We start from the raw sequence: 17,349 nt of genomic DNA, 5'->3' as shown, positions 1-17,349 counted from the left end.
GGCCTACAACACCCCGGGAGGCGCGGCGCGGGTCGGCCGCGCCAGGCTCGCCACGAGGTGCTCGACGAGCGGCACGGTCCAGGCCACGTTCGCCGCGATGCCCCGGTTCGGCTCGTCGTCGGGCTGGTGCAGGCGGTGCAGGTCGTTGAAGGTCAGGAAGGCGCTCGGCACGCCTGCCCGGTAGAACGACGCGTCGTCCGTGCCGGTCGTCGGCGGGAACCGGGTGACGAGTTCGAGGTCGGGCCGGGTGGCCGCGGCATGCTGCAGCAGTGCGCCGCGGAACGCCGTCGAGAACGCCTCGGGGGCCCCGAACGCCTCGACGAACGACCCACGACCGAGCCCGTCGACGTTGAGGACGTAGTCGATCGCGTCGAGCTCATCGGCCGAGGCGCTGTCGACGAAGTGCCGCGAGCCGCCCAGGTGCCACTCCTCGGCGGTGAAGAACACGAGACGGACCGATGCGACCGGCGCGGACGCCGCCCACCGTTCGGCGAGCTGCAGCAGGGCGATCGTGCCGCTGCCGTTGTCGTACGCGCCGACCGTGTTGAAGAACGAGTCGTAGTGCGCGCAGAGCAGCACCGACCCCTCGCCCGTGCCGGGTACGTCGACGATCAGGTTGTCGCTCGTCGCGGCCTCGACCGGACCGCTGTCGGCCTCGACCTCGAGCTCGACGGGCTTGCCGTCGGCGATCCACTCGGTCAGCTGCAGACCGTCGACGCGGCCGAGGGCGAGGTGCGCCACGTCGTGGTCCGACCCGGACGGCAGCGGCTGCGGTGCCGCGGGTCCGTCGTCGCGCGCGTGCAGGTAGGCCAGCACGTCGCCGTCGTCACCCCGCACGACGAACTTCTGCCAGACCATCGAGTCGCCCCAGAGTCCCTGCGGGCCGACGGCCTCGACCGTGCCCCGGCGAGGCCCGTCGGTCGAGCCGCTCCAGAGCATCGGCCAGGCGGGCAGGTCGCGGGCGATGGGCTGCTGCACGGTGACCCGATGCACGCGACCGGGCTGCCAGCCGGGCAGCGTCACGGGCTGCCGTGCCACCGGCCACCCGACGGCGGTCAGCCGCTGCTCGAGCCAGTCGGCGGCGGCCGCGATGCCGGGAGTGCCGTGGAACCGGGGGCCGTGCTGCACCAGGGCGACGAGGTCGTCGTAGGCGCGGTCGGCGGGATCGGTCGAGCCGGGTTCGGTGTCGTGGGTCATGTCGTTCCTCACGGGGACGGGGACGGAGTCGGGGTCGGGGTCGGAAGCGGGGTCGGGGTCGGAGGCGGGGCAGGCGACGGTGCCGGCGCCGGCGCAACGGTCGGCGACGCGACCGACGGACCGAGGAGGCGCGGTGCGGCCCCCCGGGCGGCCTGCGCCACGGTCGGCGCGGGCACCCCGAGCAGGTGCTGGGCCACGCGGGCGACGTCGTCCGTCCGCCCGCGGAACCACCAGCTGCCGAACCGGTCGGTGACCGGCTCGGGACGTGGGCCGAGCACGGGCGTGCCCCGGGCCTCGATCTCGGCGAACCCGCCGAGCCCGCCGTCGTCGTCGTACAGGTGCAGGGAGTCGCCCCGGACGCCCGGCGACGGGTCGGGCTCCTCCGAGTACTCGGCCGACGGGTCGCTGTGGCTGCCGCGCACGAAGAGCACCGCCCGGTCGTCGGCCGGGTCGCCGACGGCGCGCACGTACCCGAGGCGTCCGGTGACGTGCGGTGCGGCGAAGCCGATCTTGAAGCGGTCGGCACCGGTCAGCGACACGGCGATGCCGCCCGGCACCTCGGCGAGCAGTTCCCCCACCGGTTCGTAGTAGTCCGTCACCTGGGCGTCGGGCACGGCCGCAACGAACGCCGTGCCGCCCGCCCGCACCTGGTCGAGCATCCACGACTCGGCCTCGTGCGCGCCGTCCGAGGTGATGCCGAGCCGCACCTCCGTCACGTAGCCGCCGTACTCGACGGCGTCGACGAGGGGTGTGCCGTCGGGGCCCGCGGCCGACGCGCCGCGCAGGTGCCGCAGCGGATGGGCCGCGGGCCGCACGACCAGCGTCAGGTCGGCGCGGACGTGCCCGGGCGGCGCGGTGAACGCCTCGAGCTCGGCGACCCGCGACAGGGTCACGCGGTCGCCCGTGCGGTCGAGGTCGTGACGGCCCGGGTCGAGCGACGGTGGCATCTCGTAGCTGCCCCAGTAGTCGTCCCGGTCACGGATCATGTAGGCGATCTCGGGGCCGATCCAGACCCGGTCGCCGCCGACGTTCCAGTCGCCGCCGCCGAGCAGCGCGCCGAACGCGTCGTCGTCGGCGAAGGCGTCGGGCAACCAGTTCTCGGCCTCGCCCGCGGCGAAGAACGGCCCGTAGACGCGGCCCCCGTAGGACGAGACGACCACGGTGGCGTCGGGTCCGACGGCCAGCCGTTCGAAGGCGATCCCGGCCGTGGTGAGACGCGCCTCGACGGCGGCCAGGTCGACGACGGGGCCGGTCACGCGACGACCTCGGTGAGGGCGCTCGCGTGGAAGGCGTCCTCGGCGCGCAGCATGGCGACGAACCAGCGGTCCAGCCGGTCGTCGGTCACGTCGGCGGGCAGCTCGTCGACCAGCTGGTGCAGGAACGCGACCTGGGCACGGAAGCCGTCGGTGACGTGCAGCTCGATCCACCGCTGCACGTCGCCCGCTCGCGGCACCGACCGCTCGGCGGCCCGCGTGCACCACTGCAGGTAGAGGGTCTCGGCCGCCGCGAGGCTGGTGACGACCCCGGCGTAGCCGCCCTCGTCGAGCGCGGTCGTCACCGTGGCCTCGAGCACGGAGGCGCGGGCCAGCAGAACGGGCAGCCCTGCCTCGTCGACCGGTCGCGTCGCGCGCAGGTCGGCGAAGTAGGCGCTCTGCGGTCCGACGAGGTCGACGACGGCCTCGGCGTGCCGCTCGGCACGCGACCAGTCGGGCTGCTGCCAGAGGCAGTAGCCGGCGAGGCGCGCGGCCGTCCGGACGAACGCCTGCTCGATCGCGAGGTACCGGCCGAAGGCCGCGTCGTCGATCGTGCCGTCGGCCATCCGGGCCAGCAGCGGCACCGACGCGGAGGCGTCGAGCTCGGCCGAGCAGCGGGCGACGAGCGCCGCCGCCCGGCCCGCGCCGGGGCCCTCGGGCCGGGTCGGGATCGCCACCGTCAGCGGCTGGTCAGCCACGACACGATGCCGTTGAACACCTTGGCGTAGCCGTCCCACTCCTCGCAGAACGCCGGCGGCGCCCAGTGCGGCGAGCAGTCGCTCGTGAAGACCGCCGTGCGCCCCGCGCCGGCCTCGCCGACGACGACGAGCGGGTCGTCGCCCAGGCGGGCGAGTTCCACCGCCCCGGGCTTCACGACGGTGCGGTTGTAGCCGAGCAGCAACGGCCACTCGGTGCCCGCGCCGCCGAGGGCGGGGTGGTCGGCGTCGAGCACGGTGGCGACGACGCCGGCCGGGCGCTCGACGCGGTCGTCGCCGATCAGCAGCTCGACCGGCAGCACGTCGGCGATCTCGGTGCGGGCGTAGCCCGCACGGCCCTGCCAGCCCGAGAACGACAGGTAGCCGCCGATCATCAGCAGCGCGCCTCCGGTCTCGACCCAGCGGGCGAGTTCCTGGACGCGGTCGCGACCGGGGATGCTCTTCTCGAACACGGCGGGAGCGAGCTGCAGCGAGTTGACCCCGATGTCGGACAGCACCACGACGTCGTAGGCGTCCAGCGCCTCCTGGGTCTCGGGGAACTCGGTCGACACGAGGTGGGCCGGCAGGTGGACGACCTCGTGGCCGCCGGCCTGCAGGGCCGTCCGGAGCTGCGCGACGCCCTCGGTGTACGAGTGGGCGGTGAACTCGTCGACGCCCTTGGTGTGGGTGGTCGCGGTGATCCAGCTCTCGCCGGCGATGAGGATGCGGGACATGGTGGGGCCTTCCGGTGGTGACGGGACGGTTCGGGACGAGGAGGCGCGCGCGGCTCGGTGCCGCGGCGTCGCCCCTCAGCGGGTCAGGGCCGCGCCCTCGAAGAGGTCGCGGACGTTGCGGGTGCCGACGCCGTGCACGACCTCGGCGTCGACGCCGAGGTCGGTCAGTCGGTCGAGGAACACCGCGGGGACGTACGAGAGGCCGTTGCCCCCGTGCTTGCGCAACATGCTCTTGAGGAAGAGGTCGTGGCTGAAGAGCAGACGGCGGCCGAACCCGGCCGAGACCAGGCGGGCGATCGCCGTCGCCGTCTCGACCGGCGAGGGCGACTGCCCCTCGCCGGGCAGCGAGAAGCGGTACGGCATGCCGATCATGTCGAACTCGAGCCAGACCCCGCGCTCGGCGAGGCTGCGCTGGTAGTCGGGGTCGCTGCCCGACGGGTCCATGTGGCAGAGGACGACCGCCGTGGGGTCGACGCCCTCGTCGCGCAGCACGACGTCGAGCACGCGACCGCCGTGCCGGACGAAGCCGGGCAGGTGCACGAACATCGGCAGGCCGGTGTCGCGCTGCAGGAGGCACGCCGCTCGGAGCGAGCGCTCCTCGCGCTCGGTGAAGCCCGGCGAGACGCCGATCTCGCCGATCACGCCCGAGCGGGGCACACCGGTCTCGGCCGGATCGGACCGGTACTGCGCGACCAGGCGGGCGGCCAGGTCGTCGACGGTGTCGCGGCCCGTGGCCTCGGGGTGGAACCGCTCGAGGTACCAGCCGCCGCCGGTGACGACGTTCACCCCGCTGCGGCGCGAGATCTCGGCGAGGCGGCGCGGGTCACGGCCCTGACCGTCCGAGGTCAGCTCGACGACGGTGCTTCCGCCGAGCTCGCGGAAGGCCACGAGCTCGTCGACCGCGTCGTCGTCGCCGTCGAGCACGCAGTTGTCGCGACAGGCGAGCGGGCGGTCGCGCAGCAGCCAGGCGATCTCGGGCGTGACCGGCGCGTCGAACAGCTCGGGAAAGTCGGGGTCGGGCTCGAGCCCGCCCTCCTCGATGCTGTTGATCAGGTGCTCATGCGGCAGCGTGTAACCGAGGCGGTCGCTCGGCACGGGGCCGGTGACCGTCTGCACGTCGACGACCGTGGTCGTCTCGACGCCGAAGCCGCCGACGCGGCTCATCGGGTCACCCGCTTGCGCACCAGGTCGGTGAACGAGCCGCCGCGCAGGTTGATCCAGATGACGACGATCAGCAGGCTGCCCGTCACGATGGGCACGATGTAGGGGCTCAGGCCGAGCAGCGTGAGGCCGTTGGTGATGACGCCGGTCAGGATGGCCCCGATCGCCGTGCCGATCACGCTGCCCTTGCCGCCGAGCAGGTTCGTCCCGCCGATCACCACGGCCGTGATGACCGTCATGGCGAAGTCGACGCCCGAGTTGGCGTCGCCCGACCCCAGGCGGGCCGCCGTGATGATGCCGGCCGCGCCGGCCGCCGTGCCGCTGAGCACGAGGGCCATCATCTTGACGAAGCGGGTGTCCACGCCGGCCCGGCGGACCGACTCCTCGTTCGAGCCGATGCCGGTGATGTACTGGCCGAACCGCATGCGCTGCAGCCCCACGATGCCGACGCCGACGATGATCAGCGCGAGCCAGGCGGGGTAGCCGAGCCCGAACAGCCGGCCCTGGCCGACCTGGGCGAAGATCAGGCCCGAGCCGATGGCGATCGAGTAGCCCTTGGTGATCAGCAGGGCCACGCCCCGCACGATCGACATCGTGGCCAGGGTGACGATGAAGGACGGGATGCCCTGGTAGCTCGAGAACCAGCCGTTGACCAACCCGCACAAGGCGCCAACGGCCAGGCAGATCACGATGACCAGCACCGACTCGAGACCGGCCCGCAGCAGCACCGCCCCGATCACCGACACCAGCGCGAGCGTCGACCCGACCGAGAGGTCGATCATGCCCGCCGTGATGACGAAGGTCATCGCGACGGCGACGATGGCCGCGGGTGCCACCTGCACGGCGACGTTCCGCAGGTTCGTGCCGGTGAGGAAGGTCGGGGTCGCCACCGAGAAGACGACGATGACGACGAGCGTCACGACGAGCATCAGCAGAGTGGACTTGTTGACGCGTTGCAGGGCTTCCCAGCGGCGCTCGCGCACGTCGGCGGTGCCGGGGCCGCGCCCGGGCTCGGGGCCGTCGGTGCGGGTGGGGTCAGAGGTCGTCGCGGTCATGCGGCAGCGCTCCCTTCACGGGTGATCATGTCGACGAGCGACTCGATGGTGAGGTCGTCGATGCGGGCGTCGTCGACGCTGCGCCCCTCGTACATGACGGTGATGCGGTCGCAGACCCGGAAGAGGTCCTGCAGCCGGTGGGTGATGAGGATGACGCCGACCCCTCGGGCCGCGACCTCCTTGATGAGGCGCAGCACCGACTCGACCTCGGTGACCGCGAGGGCGGCGGTCGGCTCGTCGAGGATCAGCACGTCGGGGTCGACCGACGCGGCGCGCGCGATGGCCACCGACTGGCGCTGACCACCCGAGAGCTGCGAGATCAGCTGGTGCGTGGAGGTCACGCGGACGCCGAACTCCTTCAGCACCGCCGTGGCCTCGGCGTGCATCGCCCCGACCTTGAGGAAGGGCCCGACCCGCGGCTCGCGGCCGAGGAACAGGTTGGCGGCGACGTTGAGGCTGTCGCAGAGGGCGAGGTCCTGGTAGACGATGCCGATGTCCTCGGCCTGGGCGTCGCTCGGGGACTGGAACCGCACCTCCTTGCCCTTGATGCTGATGCGGCCGCCGTCGTGCTGGACCGAACCGGCGAGCACCTTCATCAGGGTGGACTTGCCGGCGCCGTTGTCGCCGACCAGGCCGAGCACCTCGCCGCGTGCGAGGCGCAGGTCGACGCCGCGCAGGACGTCGACGGCGCCGTAGGACTTGCGGATGCCCTCGAGTTCGACGAGCAGGTCGCCGGTCGTGACGTCGGTCATCAGCCCTCCAGGTAGTACGAGAAGTCGGCCAGGTTGTCGGGTGTGACGATCGTGATCGGCACGTCGACGGTCGCCGGCACCTCGGCGGTGCCGCAGGCGAGGTTGATCGCGGCTTTGGCGGCCTCGTAGCCGAAGCCGAAGGTGTCCTGCTGGATGACGGCCTCGACGTAGCCGTCCTGCAACCCTTCGACGGCCGAGGGCGAGAGGTCCCAGCCGACGATCTTCACGCGGTCCTGGGCGCCCTGGCTCTTGACCGCGGCGATGGCACCGTTCAGGGCGGGCTCGCCGGTGGCGTAGATGTACTCGAGGTCGGGGTTGCCGGTGAGCAGGTTCTCGGCCGCGGCCTGGGCGTCCTCGTTGACGTTCTGGCCGTCGACGATCGTGCCGATGGTCATGCCACCGGCCTCGACGGCGTCGGTGAAGCCGTTCTGCCGCTGGATCTGGATCGCGCTGTTGAGCGCGCCGACGACGCCGACCTCGCCCTCGCCGCCGGTGATGTCGAGGAAGGCCTTCCCGAGCTGGGCGCCGCCGTCCTCGTTCGCCGTGCCGACGTACGAGTCGATGGCCGAGGCGTCGTCGACCGAGCCGTCGGCGGCGACGACCGGGATGCCCGCGGCCTTGGCCGCGGTGAGGGCGGGGACGAGCGCGGTCGCGTCGACCGGGTCGACGATCAGGGCGTCGACGCCCGAGGCGACGAGGTTCTCGACGCCCGAGACCTGGGTGGCGCTGTCGTTGTCACCGCTGACGATCTGCAGGTCGGCGCCGGCCTCGTCGGCGACGTCCTGGACGCCCTCGTTCATCTGGGTGAAGAAGGCGGTCTGCTCGTTGATGTCGACCATGCCGAGCTGGAGGGTGCCGCCGCCGTCGGGCGCGCAGGCCTGGGGGACGTCGGTGGGGGCCGGGCGGGTCGAGGTCGAGCCGCCGGATGCGGAGCCGGAGGCGGTGGTCGAGGACGAGTCGCAGCCGGCGAGGGTGCCGATGGCGATGGCGCCCACGGCGAATGCGGCGAGGACGGTACGGGTCGTGGGCATGAGGAGCCTTCCTGGTGAGGACGAGGTGGAGCATGCGGGACTGGCGAGAGGGCGATCTCGGTGGGGTCGAGATCGATGGGCAATCGATTTCCGTCGGGAACTGCGTCAAGAGTGACGCCTTCGTGTTTCGAGTGTCAACACCTTTGTGTTTCCGACGTGTAAAAGAGATCCGGGGTGGGCAATCGGTTTCCCGCGAGGGGACGATACGATGACGGCATCACCCGTCGCCCCCGGCGGCCACGCCCTGAGGAGCCCATGAACGCCGTCACCATCTCGGACGTCGCCCGCCGGGCGGGCGTCTCCCCCGCGACGGTCTCGCGCGTCATGTCGGCCTCCCGTCCCGTCGGCCGCGAGATCGAGGGCCGGGTCCGACAGGCGGCCGACGAGCTGGGCTACTCGGGCAACGGCATCGCCCGCGCCCTGCGCACCCGACGCACCGACACGGTCGGCATGGTCGTGCCGAGCATCCTCAACCCGTTCTTCACGACCCTGGTCGACAGCCTCGAGAGCGCGCTGCACGGCGAGGGGAAGCAGCTGTTCCTCTGCGACTCCCGGCAGGACCCCGCCGTCGAGGCCGAGCACCTGCGGTCGCTGATCGAACGACACGTCGACGGCATCGTGGTCAGCCCCGTGCACGACACCGAGAGCGCGGCCGCCGTCGCCGCGTCCGCCCGGGCCGTGCCGTTGGTGCAGCTCGACCGCCGGGTCGACGTCCCCGGCACGGACTGGATCGGCCTCGACGACGCCGAGGCGATGAAGCTCGTCCTGACGCACCTGGCCGAGACCGGTGCCCGCTCCGCCGCGTTCGTCACCTCCGAGCTGACGAACTCGTCGACGACCCTGCGCCTCCGGGGTTTCCGACACTGGTCGGCCGAACTCGGCATCCGCGAGGTGCGCGACGGGGTCGTGCTCGGCGACTACTCGGTCGACAGCGGCGACGCGGCGGCCCGCCGACTGCTCACCTCCGACGACCGCCCGGACGCCATCGTCTGCGCGGACGACCTGATCGCCATGGGCGTCCTGCGGGCGGCCCGCGAACTCGGGGTGTCGGTGCCCGACGAGCTGCAGGTCACGGGCTTCGACGACATCGTCTTCGCCTCGTACGTGACCCCGGCCCTGACGACCCTCGCCCAGCCCACCGACCGCATGGCCGGCGAGGCGCTGCGGCTGCTCTCGCTGCGCGGGTCCGACGACGGCGGACGAGGAGGCGCGCGCGTCTCGTTCGCGCCCCGACTGGTCCGACGACAGAGCACGCGATCGACGGCTTCCGTGCCCGCCTGACCCGTGTCGTCCTGACCCGTGCCCGCACCCGCCTGACCCGTCCGGGCCGCCGGGTCCGCCTGCCGTCGGCTGCCGGTCAGTGCTCGGCAGCCCACCGTTCGCCGACGCGACCGAACTGCTCGACGGCTCTCAGCACCGCGTCGACCGACACCGACTCGTCCACCGTGTGCACGACGGTCGGGTCGCCCGGGCCCCAAACCACGACGGGCACCCCGTCGTCGAGCGAACGCACGAGCACCGAGGCGTCCGTGAAGTACGAGGCGGGCGCCTCCGAGACCGGGGCGTCGAGTCCGGCGAGCCAGGGATGGTCGCGCGGGGTCCACACGGCGGCGAGGTCGAGGTCGACGCCGACGTCGGTCACCTCGGGCTGGGCCCGCCACCAGGCGACGAGCTCGCCGACGTCGTCGCGCACGACCCGCAAGTCGATGCGCACCTCGCAGACGTCCGGCACGATGTTCGGCACGCTGCCGCCCGAGACGACGCCCACGTTGACCGTCTCGCGGCCGAGGTCGGCGTGCGCCGAGAGCGGCAGGTCGTCCAGGCGCCCGAGCACGGCCACGAGGTCGAGGATCGCGTTGTGGCCCCGCTCGGGCGTGCTGCCGTGCGCGGCGACGCCCGAGGTGCGCACGGTCAACCAGAGCGCGCCGCGGTGGCCGAGCACGACCCGCCCGTCGGTCGACTCGGGGATCACGACGGCTCCGACCCGGAGACCGTCGAGCAGGTCGACGACGGCGGGGGCACCGAGGCAGCCGACCTCCTCGCCCGTCGAGACGGCGAGCGCGACGGGCGCGCCCTGACGCAGGAGGTCGCGCACGGCGACGACCGAGGCAGCGAGGCCGGACTTCATGTCGGACGTGCCGCGGCCGTGCAGGCGGTCACCGACGACGGTCGAGGCGAACGGGTCGTGGGTCCAGGCCGAGGCGTCGGTCACCGGCACGACGTCGGCGTGGGACGCGAAGACGAGCAGCGGCCTGTCGGCGGCGACGACCGCCGGCGAGACCAGGAGCGCCGTGGGCTCACCGTCGTCCCCGGGGGCGAAGGCGACCCGCGCCTCCTCGACGCCCTCGAACTCGAGCGCGACGCGGCGGAGGACGGCCGCCTCGCCGGGCGTGCCGCTGGTCGAGTCGATCGCGACGAGGTCGCGCAGCAGGCTGAGCACGGGCACCTCGGACGGCTTCGGGGCGGTCATGCCGTCACGCTATCGTCACGGCAGGGCCGGCAGCGCCCGCTCGTCGAGCCAGGGTCGCAGCAGGGGTCCGACGGGGTGGCCCGAGACGCGCGTGGCCAGGGTGACGAAGTCGGCCGTGGTCGCCACGCGATGGCGGTGCTCGGCCGTCCAGGCGCGCAGCACGTCGTAGAACGACTCGTCGCCGACCGCCGAGCGCAGCGCGTGCACTGCGAGCGCGCCGCGCTTGTAGACGCGATCGTCGAACATCAGGTCGGGGCCGGGGTCGCCGACGACGACGTCCTGCGGCGACTCGAGCAGTCGGGCGTGCGCCCGGGCGGCGAGCGACGCGGCCGACGGTCCGCCCGAGGCCTCGGACCAGATCCACTCGGCGTAGCAGGCGAAGCCCTCGTTCAGCCAGATGTCGCGCCAACTCGTGAGGCCCACGCTGTTGCCGAACCACTGGTGCGCCAGTTCGTGCGCGATCAGCCGACGCGACCCGCCGGCCCCGTCGGCATGGTTCGCGCCGAAGATGGCGAGGCCCTGGGCCTCGAGCGGGATCTCGAGGTCGTCGTCGGTGACGACCACCGAGTACGACGCGAACGGGTACGGGCCGAACCGCTCGACGAAACAGGCCATCATGTCGGCGACCTCGCCGAAGTCACGACCGATCCGCGACCGCATCGACGGCACCCCGGCGAAGACGCCGGGCACCCCCGCGAGCACGACCGGGACCAACTCGTAGCGGCCGATCTGCACCGTCGCGAGATACGACGCCGTGGGCTCGGGCTGTTCGTAGACCCACGTCGTGCGGCCGGACCGCGTGTGCCGACCGGTCAGCTCGCCGTGGGCGACGACGGCGTAGGGCTGCTCGGTCGTGACCTGCACCCGGTAGGTCGCCTTGTCGGCCGGGTCGTCGTTGCACGGGAACCAGGTCGGTGCCCCGTTCGGCTGCGACGCGACGAGGGCGCCGTCGGTGAGCTCCTCCCAGCCGAGGGTGCCCCAGCGGGTGCGACGTGGCGCGGGCGAGCCCGCGTACTCGACGACGACCTCGACGGGCTCGCCGGGCACGGTCGCGTCCGGCAGCGTCACCGTCAGCTTCGTCGCCGACTGGGCGTGCCGCGCTTTGTGCCCGTCGACCCGCACCTTCGCGGCACGCAGGCGGAGCAGGTCGAACACGAGCGTGCGCCGAGCCTCGGTCGGCACCACCGTGATCGTCGCGACGCCGTCCAACCGGTTCGTCGCGACGCGGTACCCGATCTCGAGGTCGTACGAGCGCACGCCGTAGCCGTCGTTGCCGCTCTCGGGCGTGTAGCCGTCCGCGGTCGCTGCGGAACCTGTCACCGGCTGACGGCGTGGTAGTCCGCGAACGTGACGTCCCGCCACGGGCCGATCGGGTTGCCGCTCCACCGGCTGCCGACGGGGACGACCTCTCCCCGCATCACGAGCGAGGCGGGGCCGACGGTGGCGTGCTCGCCGAGGCGGGCCGCGGGCAGCACGACGCTGTGGGGGCCGAGGGTCGATCCGGCGGCCAGGGTGACGATGTCCATGCTCATGATTCGATCATGGAACAGGTGCGTCTGCACGACGCATCCTCGATTCACGGTCGAGGCGTCGTCGAGTCGCACCAGGTCGGCCTCGGGCAACCAGTAGCTGTCCGTCCACACGCCTCGGCCGATCGAGGCCCCGAGCGAGCGCAGCCACCAGACGAGAGCCGGGGTGCCGGCGGCCGCGTGGGCGAACCAGGGGGCCGCGCACATCTCGGTGAAGGTGTCGGACACCTCGCTGCGCCACACGAACGACGACCAGAGCGGGTGCTCGCCGGCCCGGATGCGCCCGACGAGCGCCCACTTGGCCAGCGTCGTGACACCGGCGGCCGCCGCCCCGACGGCGAGCATCACGACACCGCTGAGCGCGGCCGTCGCACCGACCCCGATCGCGTCGACCAGCGCCCACAGCCCGACGACCAGGCCGAGGCCGATGCCGCAGGTGACGACGACGGGCACGATCCGGCTGAGCTCCCACGCGATCCGGGCCACCCGCAGGTGTGTCGCCGGGCGGAAGGTGCGGGTCTCGTCGGCGACGGCGACCGTGCGGCGCAGGCGCACCGCGGGCGAACCGAGCCACGACGACCCCGCCTTGGACTTGCGCGGAGCCGACGAGAGCACGGCCACCAGACCGTCCTTCGGCACCTTGTGGCCGGGGGCGGTCATCCCCGAGTTGCCCAGGAACGCCCGCCGACCGATCTCGGCCCGGGCCACGCGCAGCCAACCGCCGCCGAGCTCGTACGACGCGACGAGCGTGTCGTCCGCCAGGAAGGCACCGTCACGCACCGTGGTCATCGACGGCAGCAGCAGGACGGTCGACGCCTCGACGTCCCGCCCGATCTCGGCACCGAGCAGGCGCAGCCAGACCGGCGTGAACAGGCTCGAGTAGAGCGGGAACAGCAGGGTGCGCGACAGGTCGAGCAGGCGTTCCGTGCTCCAGACCTGCCAGCCGACCCTCGACCGCACCGCGAAGGTCCCCTCGGTCACCCCCAGGGCCCACAGTCGGGTGAGCGCGACGACCAGCACGGCGGACACCAGCCCGGCCACGAGCGTGCCCGGCACCAGGAGGGCGAGGGCGCGCCACCACGCGTCGATCAGCGAACTCGCACCCCGCACACCGAGCGCGACGAGCGCGCCTCCTGCACCCACAGAGACCACCGGCAGCAAGGCGATGACGATCGCCGACGCCCCGTAGGCGACGAACCAGCGGGTGGGCGAGGGCGGCCGACCCTCCGGCCACCAGGCGCGGGTGCGGCCGATTCGCTCGGCCGGCGAACCGGCCCAGTGCTGTCCCGAGGGCACCCGTCCGAAGACCGCCGACCCGGGCGCGATCGAGGCGTTCTTGCCGATGCGGGTGCCGGGGAGCAGGGTGCTGCGCATGCCGATCGTGCTGCCCGCACCGATGCGGATCGCCCCGATGCGCACGACGTCGCCGTCGATCCAGTGGCCGGCCAGGTCGACCTCGGGCTCGATCGACGCCCCGCGACCGATGCGCAGCATGCCGGTGACGGGCGGCAGGGCGTGCAGGTCGACGTCGGGCGCGATGCGGGCGCCGAGGGCACGCGCGTAGTAGCTGATCCACGGGGCGCCGGCGAGCCCGACCGCCCCGATCTGGTGGGCGACCTGCTCGGCCAGCCAGAGTCTGAGGTGCACGCTGCCGCCGCGCGGATGATCGCCCGCCTCCACCCCCCGCAGAAGGAGGCGCGAGGCCAGGACCGAGATCGCCATGCGTCCCGGCGGGGTCACGAACACGACGATCGCGACGACGAGCAGCCGGCCGTCGACCGCGGGCAGGGCGTCGAATCCGCTCCACCAGCGCAGCACGGTGCTCGCGGTCAGGGCGTAGGTCAGCCAGCGCGCGCCCGACAGCACGAGGAGGGGCACCCCGAGCAGGGTCTGCAGCCATTGCGTGCGTCGCGGGGTCGGCACCGACCGGTGGTACTCGGCGGGAGGGGCGTCGTCGTCGAGGTCCGCCACGGACAGGGCCTCGGCCAGGGCACCGAGGCGGGGGTGCGAGTAGATCTCGGCGACGGTGAACTCGGGGTCGAGCTCGCGCAGCCGGGCCACGAGCTGCGCGGCGGCCAGTGATCCCCCGCCGAGGTCGAAGAAGTTCGCGTCGGCGTCGGGGACGGGCACGCCGAGCACCTCGCGCCAGCGTTCGGCGACGAGCTGCTCGACCGGGGTCATCGACCCGGCACCGTCGGGCCCGCCACCGTCACCGTCGCCACCGGTCGTCGCGTCGACCAACGGCCACGGGAGCGCGTCGCGGTCGATCTTGCCCGACGTCTTGGTCGGCAGATCACCGGTGACCAGCGCCAGCAGCGGCACCAGGGCGGCCGGGAGCTCGTCCCGGAGACGGGCGAGGGCGGCGCCTCGGTCGAACGTCTCGGCCGACGCGACCGCGAGGTAACCGACGAGCACCTGGTTGCCGGCCGCCGTGGTCCGCACCGCCGCGGCGGCGCCGCCCACCCCGGGCAGGGCCTGCAGCGCGGTCTCGATCTCACCGAGCTCGATGCGGCGACCACCGACCTTGACCTGGTCGTCGGCCCGCCCCTGGAACACGAGCCCGGCCCGGTCGAACCGCACCAGGTCGCCGCTGCGGTAGGCGCGATCCCAGCCGAGCTGCTCGTGCGGGGCGTACTTCTCGGCGTCCTTGGCGGGGTCGAGGTAGCGGGCCAGGCCGACGCCGCCGATGATCAGCTCGCCGATCTCGCCCTCGGCGACGGGCTCGCCGGCCGCGTCGACGACCGCGACGTCCCAGCCGTCGAGCGGCAACCCGATGCGCACGGTCTCTCCGGCCCGGACCAGCGATCCCGTGGCGACGACCGTCGACTCGGTCGGCCCGTAGGTGTTCCACACCTCGCGGTCGTCGCCGACCACCCGGTCGACGATCTCGGGGGGCAGGGCTTCTCCGCCGAAGATCAGCAGCCGCACGCTCTCGAGGGCCTCGTCGGGCCAGAGGGCGGCGAGCGTCGGGACGGTCGACACGACGGTGATGCCGTGCGTGACGAGCCACGGACCGAGGTCGGCCCCGGACCGCACGAGGCTGCGCGGGGCCGGCACCAGGCAGGCGCCACTGCGCCAGGCGAGCCACATCTCCTCGCACGAGGCGTCGAAGGCGACCGACAGCCCGGCCAGCACCCGGTCGCCCGGTCCAAGGGGTTCGACGCCCGGCGACGACAGGAACATCCGCGCCTCGGCATCGGCCAGGGCGGCCGCCGAACGGTGACTCGCGGCGACGCCCTTCGGCGTGCCGGTCGAGCCCGAGGTGAAGATGACCCAGGCGTCGTCGGACGGGGTCGGCAGCCGGTCGGCGTCGGCGAGCGCCTCGCCCCGTCCGCTGACGTGGGCGGCCGATGCGGCGAGCACGAGGCTCGCGGGTCGATCGGTGTCGCGCGGGGTGAAGCGGCCCCCGGCCGAGACGATGCCCACGATGCCGGCCTCGCCGAAGACCAGCGCGGCCCGCTCGTCCGGGTCGTCGGCGTCGACCGGCACGTAGGCGGCCCCGGCGGCCAGGACGGCGAGGATCGTCAGGTAGAGCGACGAGTCGCCCGACGGCATGCGCACGCCGACCCGGTCACCGCGTCGCACGCCGGCGTCGGCGAGCGCGCGCGCGGCGGCCTCGACGCGGACGACGAGTTCGGCGTAGCTCAGGGCGCCCCGTTCGTCCTCGAGCGCCGAGGCGTCGGGGTGGGCGAGGGCGGTCGCCCGCAGGACGTCGACGAGGGTGCGGGCCGCGGGGGCGTCGGGCGAGCCGGCGATCACGCCGGGCAGGGTCTGGCTCACGGCCGCACGCTAGGGACGTCAGGTGACACGTCGGTGAACACGGGGCGGGACAGCCCGACGCCGGCGACCGCGAGGACGACGTCGGCCACCGATTCCACGTCGTGGACCGTCCCGCGACGACCGTCCGTCGTCGTGCCGTCGGGCACTCGGGACAGCCGGATCGCCGACATCGCGGTCGTCAGGCCCTCCCCGGTCGACTTGAGCAGCGCCTCCTTCCGCACCCAGGCGCGCAGCACGTCGACCTCGCCGTCCTCGGGGGTCACGTCGGATCGGAGGTGCTCCAGCGCACCGGTCGGGCGGGCCCGTTCGACGTCGACGCCGACGGGCGCCCCGGCCCGCAGCGCCACGGCCGCCCAGCGACCGCTCCGGCTGAGGCTCACGTGCAAGTCGCCCGGCGACCGCAGCACCGGACGACCGTGCCGCCCGCCGCAGCGCCGGCACGGCTCCCGGTCGAAGACGAGGCTCGCGGCGTCGCGGCCGGTGCAGGACGAGACCAGGAGGCGCAGCGCACGATGGGCGGCAAGGTACCGACGAGCGTCGGTCGCGTCCGCGAAGGCCGCCGCCCGGGCCGACTCGTGCTCGTCGCAGACCTCGACCGCCGACGTCCCACCGGCGCGGGGACGGCGGTCGAGATCGAGATCGAGGTCGAGATCGAGGTCGAGGTCGAGGTCGAGCAACCACACCCGTGCGTCGGTCATGGCCAGCGAGCCTAGCCCGCGTCGATCCAGCGCTCAGGGTCCGTTCACCTGCAGTTCTCCTGGTGGGGCGACGATCGGGCCCGCGTCCGCGACCGTCCCGACCGGTCCGCGGCGGCCCACCACCCGCTCCGCTCACCCGAGAGGCCCCGACCTTGGCCAAGAAGATCCCGACAGCCCTCGCCGAACTCGTCCACGCCCTCGAGCACCACGCCGAGGTCGTCACGGCGAAGTCCTCGTCGTCCAAGCGACTCGGTCGCGCCACCGCGAAGCTGCGACGCGCCTCCGCTGCATACACCGAGGTGGTGGCCGCGCGGACGGGGCAGCCCAACCCGTTCGTGGACTTCCTCGACCCCGAGACGATCGAGTCGCTCCGCGCCGAGCGGGACCGCATGGCGAACGGCAAGTCGACACACGTCGACTGACAGTGGTCCCAGGCGGTCGTGCCACGCTCGGACCCACGATTTCCGCACGTTCGAGAGAGGGGCCGATCCCGTGGCCGACCAGAGGAAGCTCAAGAAATCCGCCGCCAAGGCCTACGACAAGGCCGAGGACGCCGTCACCGACGCCCGGACGGCCGTCGCCGAGGCCAAGCGCCGCGCGAAGAAGCTGGCGAAGAAGGCCCGCCCTTCGGTGAAACCGCTCGAGAACGCGCTCGACGACGCCGCCGCCGGACTGAAGGACGCGAAGAAGACGGCGAAGGGCGCGGGCCAGGCCTCGAAGGGGGCGTCGTCGACGCCGTCGTCCGCCACCCCGGCCGAGCCGCGCTCGATCTACACGCCGCCCCTGCCCGAGGTCGACGAGACCACCGTGCAGCTGCCCGACGGCCACGACGCCCACGTCGACCTGCACGCGCAGACGCTCGTCGCGCTGCGCGCCCTCGCCCGGACCAAGGGCATCACGAACGTGTCGCGGTACCCCAAGGCGACCCTGATCGAGAAGATCGAGCAGGCCTGACCCGGCCGTCGGCCCGCCGAGCGGGCGTGTTCGGGCGACA

Annotated in this window: 15 protein-coding genes; 3 read left to right on the top strand and 12 right to left on the bottom strand. The window is 73.2% G+C overall.

What is annotated here, in order from left to right:
* Positions 1 to 3: 3 nt before the first annotated feature.
* The 8 genes from SJY14_RS05195 to SJY14_RS05160 all read right to left on the bottom strand — a co-directional run bounded on the left by SJY14_RS05195 (position 4) and on the right by SJY14_RS05160 (position 7,878).
* Positions 4 to 1,197: a M28 family metallopeptidase gene (locus SJY14_RS05195; RefSeq protein WP_396599984.1), complete on the bottom strand. Its 1,194-nt coding sequence runs from the start codon at positions 1,195 to 1,197 to the stop codon at positions 4 to 6.
* A gap of 8 nt (positions 1,198 to 1,205) precedes the next feature.
* Positions 1,206 to 2,453, bottom strand: a complete 1,248-nt coding sequence (locus tag SJY14_RS05190; protein ID WP_396599983.1) for a hypothetical protein — start codon at positions 2,451 to 2,453, stop codon at positions 1,206 to 1,208.
* On the bottom strand, positions 2,450 to 3,148 hold the full coding sequence (locus tag SJY14_RS05185) for a TenA family protein (protein WP_396599982.1): 699 nt from the start codon (positions 3,146 to 3,148) through the stop codon (positions 2,450 to 2,452). Before SJY14_RS05185 ends, SJY14_RS05190 begins: the two co-directional genes overlap by 4 nt.
* A complete protein-coding gene (locus tag SJY14_RS05180) occupies positions 3,130 to 3,879 on the bottom strand; it encodes a glutamine amidotransferase (RefSeq protein WP_396599981.1) in 750 nt (249 codons plus the stop codon). Before SJY14_RS05180 ends, SJY14_RS05185 begins: the two co-directional genes overlap by 19 nt.
* A gap of 75 nt (positions 3,880 to 3,954) precedes the next feature.
* On the bottom strand, positions 3,955 to 5,043 hold the full coding sequence (locus tag SJY14_RS05175; protein ID WP_396599980.1) for a phosphotriesterase: 1,089 nt from the start codon (positions 5,041 to 5,043) through the stop codon (positions 3,955 to 3,957).
* Positions 5,040 to 6,095: an ABC transporter permease gene (locus SJY14_RS05170; protein ID WP_396599979.1), complete on the bottom strand. Its 1,056-nt coding sequence runs from the start codon at positions 6,093 to 6,095 to the stop codon at positions 5,040 to 5,042. The genes SJY14_RS05175 and SJY14_RS05170 overlap by 4 nt, the downstream gene beginning before the upstream one ends.
* A complete protein-coding gene (locus SJY14_RS05165; protein ID WP_056043006.1) occupies positions 6,092 to 6,847 on the bottom strand; it encodes an ATP-binding cassette domain-containing protein in 756 nt (251 codons plus the stop codon). The genes SJY14_RS05170 and SJY14_RS05165 overlap by 4 nt, the downstream gene beginning before the upstream one ends.
* Complete coding sequence (locus tag SJY14_RS05160; RefSeq protein ID WP_071256462.1) at positions 6,847 to 7,878, bottom strand: substrate-binding domain-containing protein; 1,032 nt, start codon at positions 7,876 to 7,878, stop codon at positions 6,847 to 6,849. The genes SJY14_RS05165 and SJY14_RS05160 overlap by 1 nt, the downstream gene beginning before the upstream one ends.
* A 255-nt stretch (positions 7,879 to 8,133) precedes the next feature.
* Between SJY14_RS05160 and SJY14_RS05155 the strand changes: the two genes are divergently transcribed.
* Positions 8,134 to 9,159 (top strand): LacI family DNA-binding transcriptional regulator, encoded by a 1,026-nt coding sequence (locus SJY14_RS05155; protein WP_396599978.1) that lies wholly within the window; start codon positions 8,134 to 8,136, stop codon positions 9,157 to 9,159.
* Between the two features lie 76 nt (positions 9,160 to 9,235).
* On the opposite strand, the gene SJY14_RS05150 is transcribed toward SJY14_RS05155, so the two are convergent.
* The 4 genes from SJY14_RS05150 to SJY14_RS05135 are packed head-to-tail and all read right to left on the bottom strand — an operon-like array spanning position 9,236 to position 16,355.
* Entirely contained in the window at positions 9,236 to 10,348 is a 1,113-nt protein-coding gene (locus tag SJY14_RS05150) for a M20 family metallopeptidase (RefSeq protein WP_396599977.1), read from the bottom strand.
* A 15-nt stretch (positions 10,349 to 10,363) separates the two neighbouring features.
* Positions 10,364 to 11,668 (bottom strand): M1 family metallopeptidase, encoded by a 1,305-nt coding sequence (locus tag SJY14_RS05145; protein WP_396599976.1) that lies wholly within the window; start codon positions 11,666 to 11,668, stop codon positions 10,364 to 10,366.
* Positions 11,665 to 15,657 (bottom strand): Pls/PosA family non-ribosomal peptide synthetase, encoded by a 3,993-nt coding sequence (locus SJY14_RS05140; RefSeq protein WP_396599975.1) that lies wholly within the window; start codon positions 15,655 to 15,657, stop codon positions 11,665 to 11,667. Before SJY14_RS05140 ends, SJY14_RS05145 begins: the two co-directional genes overlap by 4 nt.
* Positions 15,654 to 16,355, bottom strand: coding sequence for a 4'-phosphopantetheinyl transferase family protein (locus tag SJY14_RS05135; RefSeq protein ID WP_396599974.1), 702 nt, complete (start codon positions 16,353 to 16,355; stop codon positions 15,654 to 15,656). Before SJY14_RS05135 ends, SJY14_RS05140 begins: the two co-directional genes overlap by 4 nt.
* A 152-nt stretch (positions 16,356 to 16,507) precedes the next feature.
* On the opposite strand from SJY14_RS05135, the gene SJY14_RS05130 reads away from it, so the two are divergent.
* Positions 16,508 to 16,777, top strand: a complete 270-nt coding sequence (locus SJY14_RS05130; protein ID WP_396599973.1) for a hypothetical protein — start codon at positions 16,508 to 16,510, stop codon at positions 16,775 to 16,777.
* A 70-nt stretch (positions 16,778 to 16,847) separates the two neighbouring features.
* Positions 16,848 to 17,309, top strand: a complete 462-nt coding sequence (locus SJY14_RS05125) for a Rho termination factor N-terminal domain-containing protein (protein ID WP_396599972.1) — start codon at positions 16,848 to 16,850, stop codon at positions 17,307 to 17,309.
* Positions 17,310 to 17,349: the final 40 nt, after the last annotated feature.

The organism is Frigoribacterium sp. R86507, from assembly GCF_044597695.1.
GTDB lineage: Bacteria > Actinomycetota > Actinomycetes > Actinomycetales > Microbacteriaceae > Frigoribacterium.
Note: the sequence above shows the minus strand (reverse complement) of the source record. Positions and strands in the feature narration are given on the sequence as shown.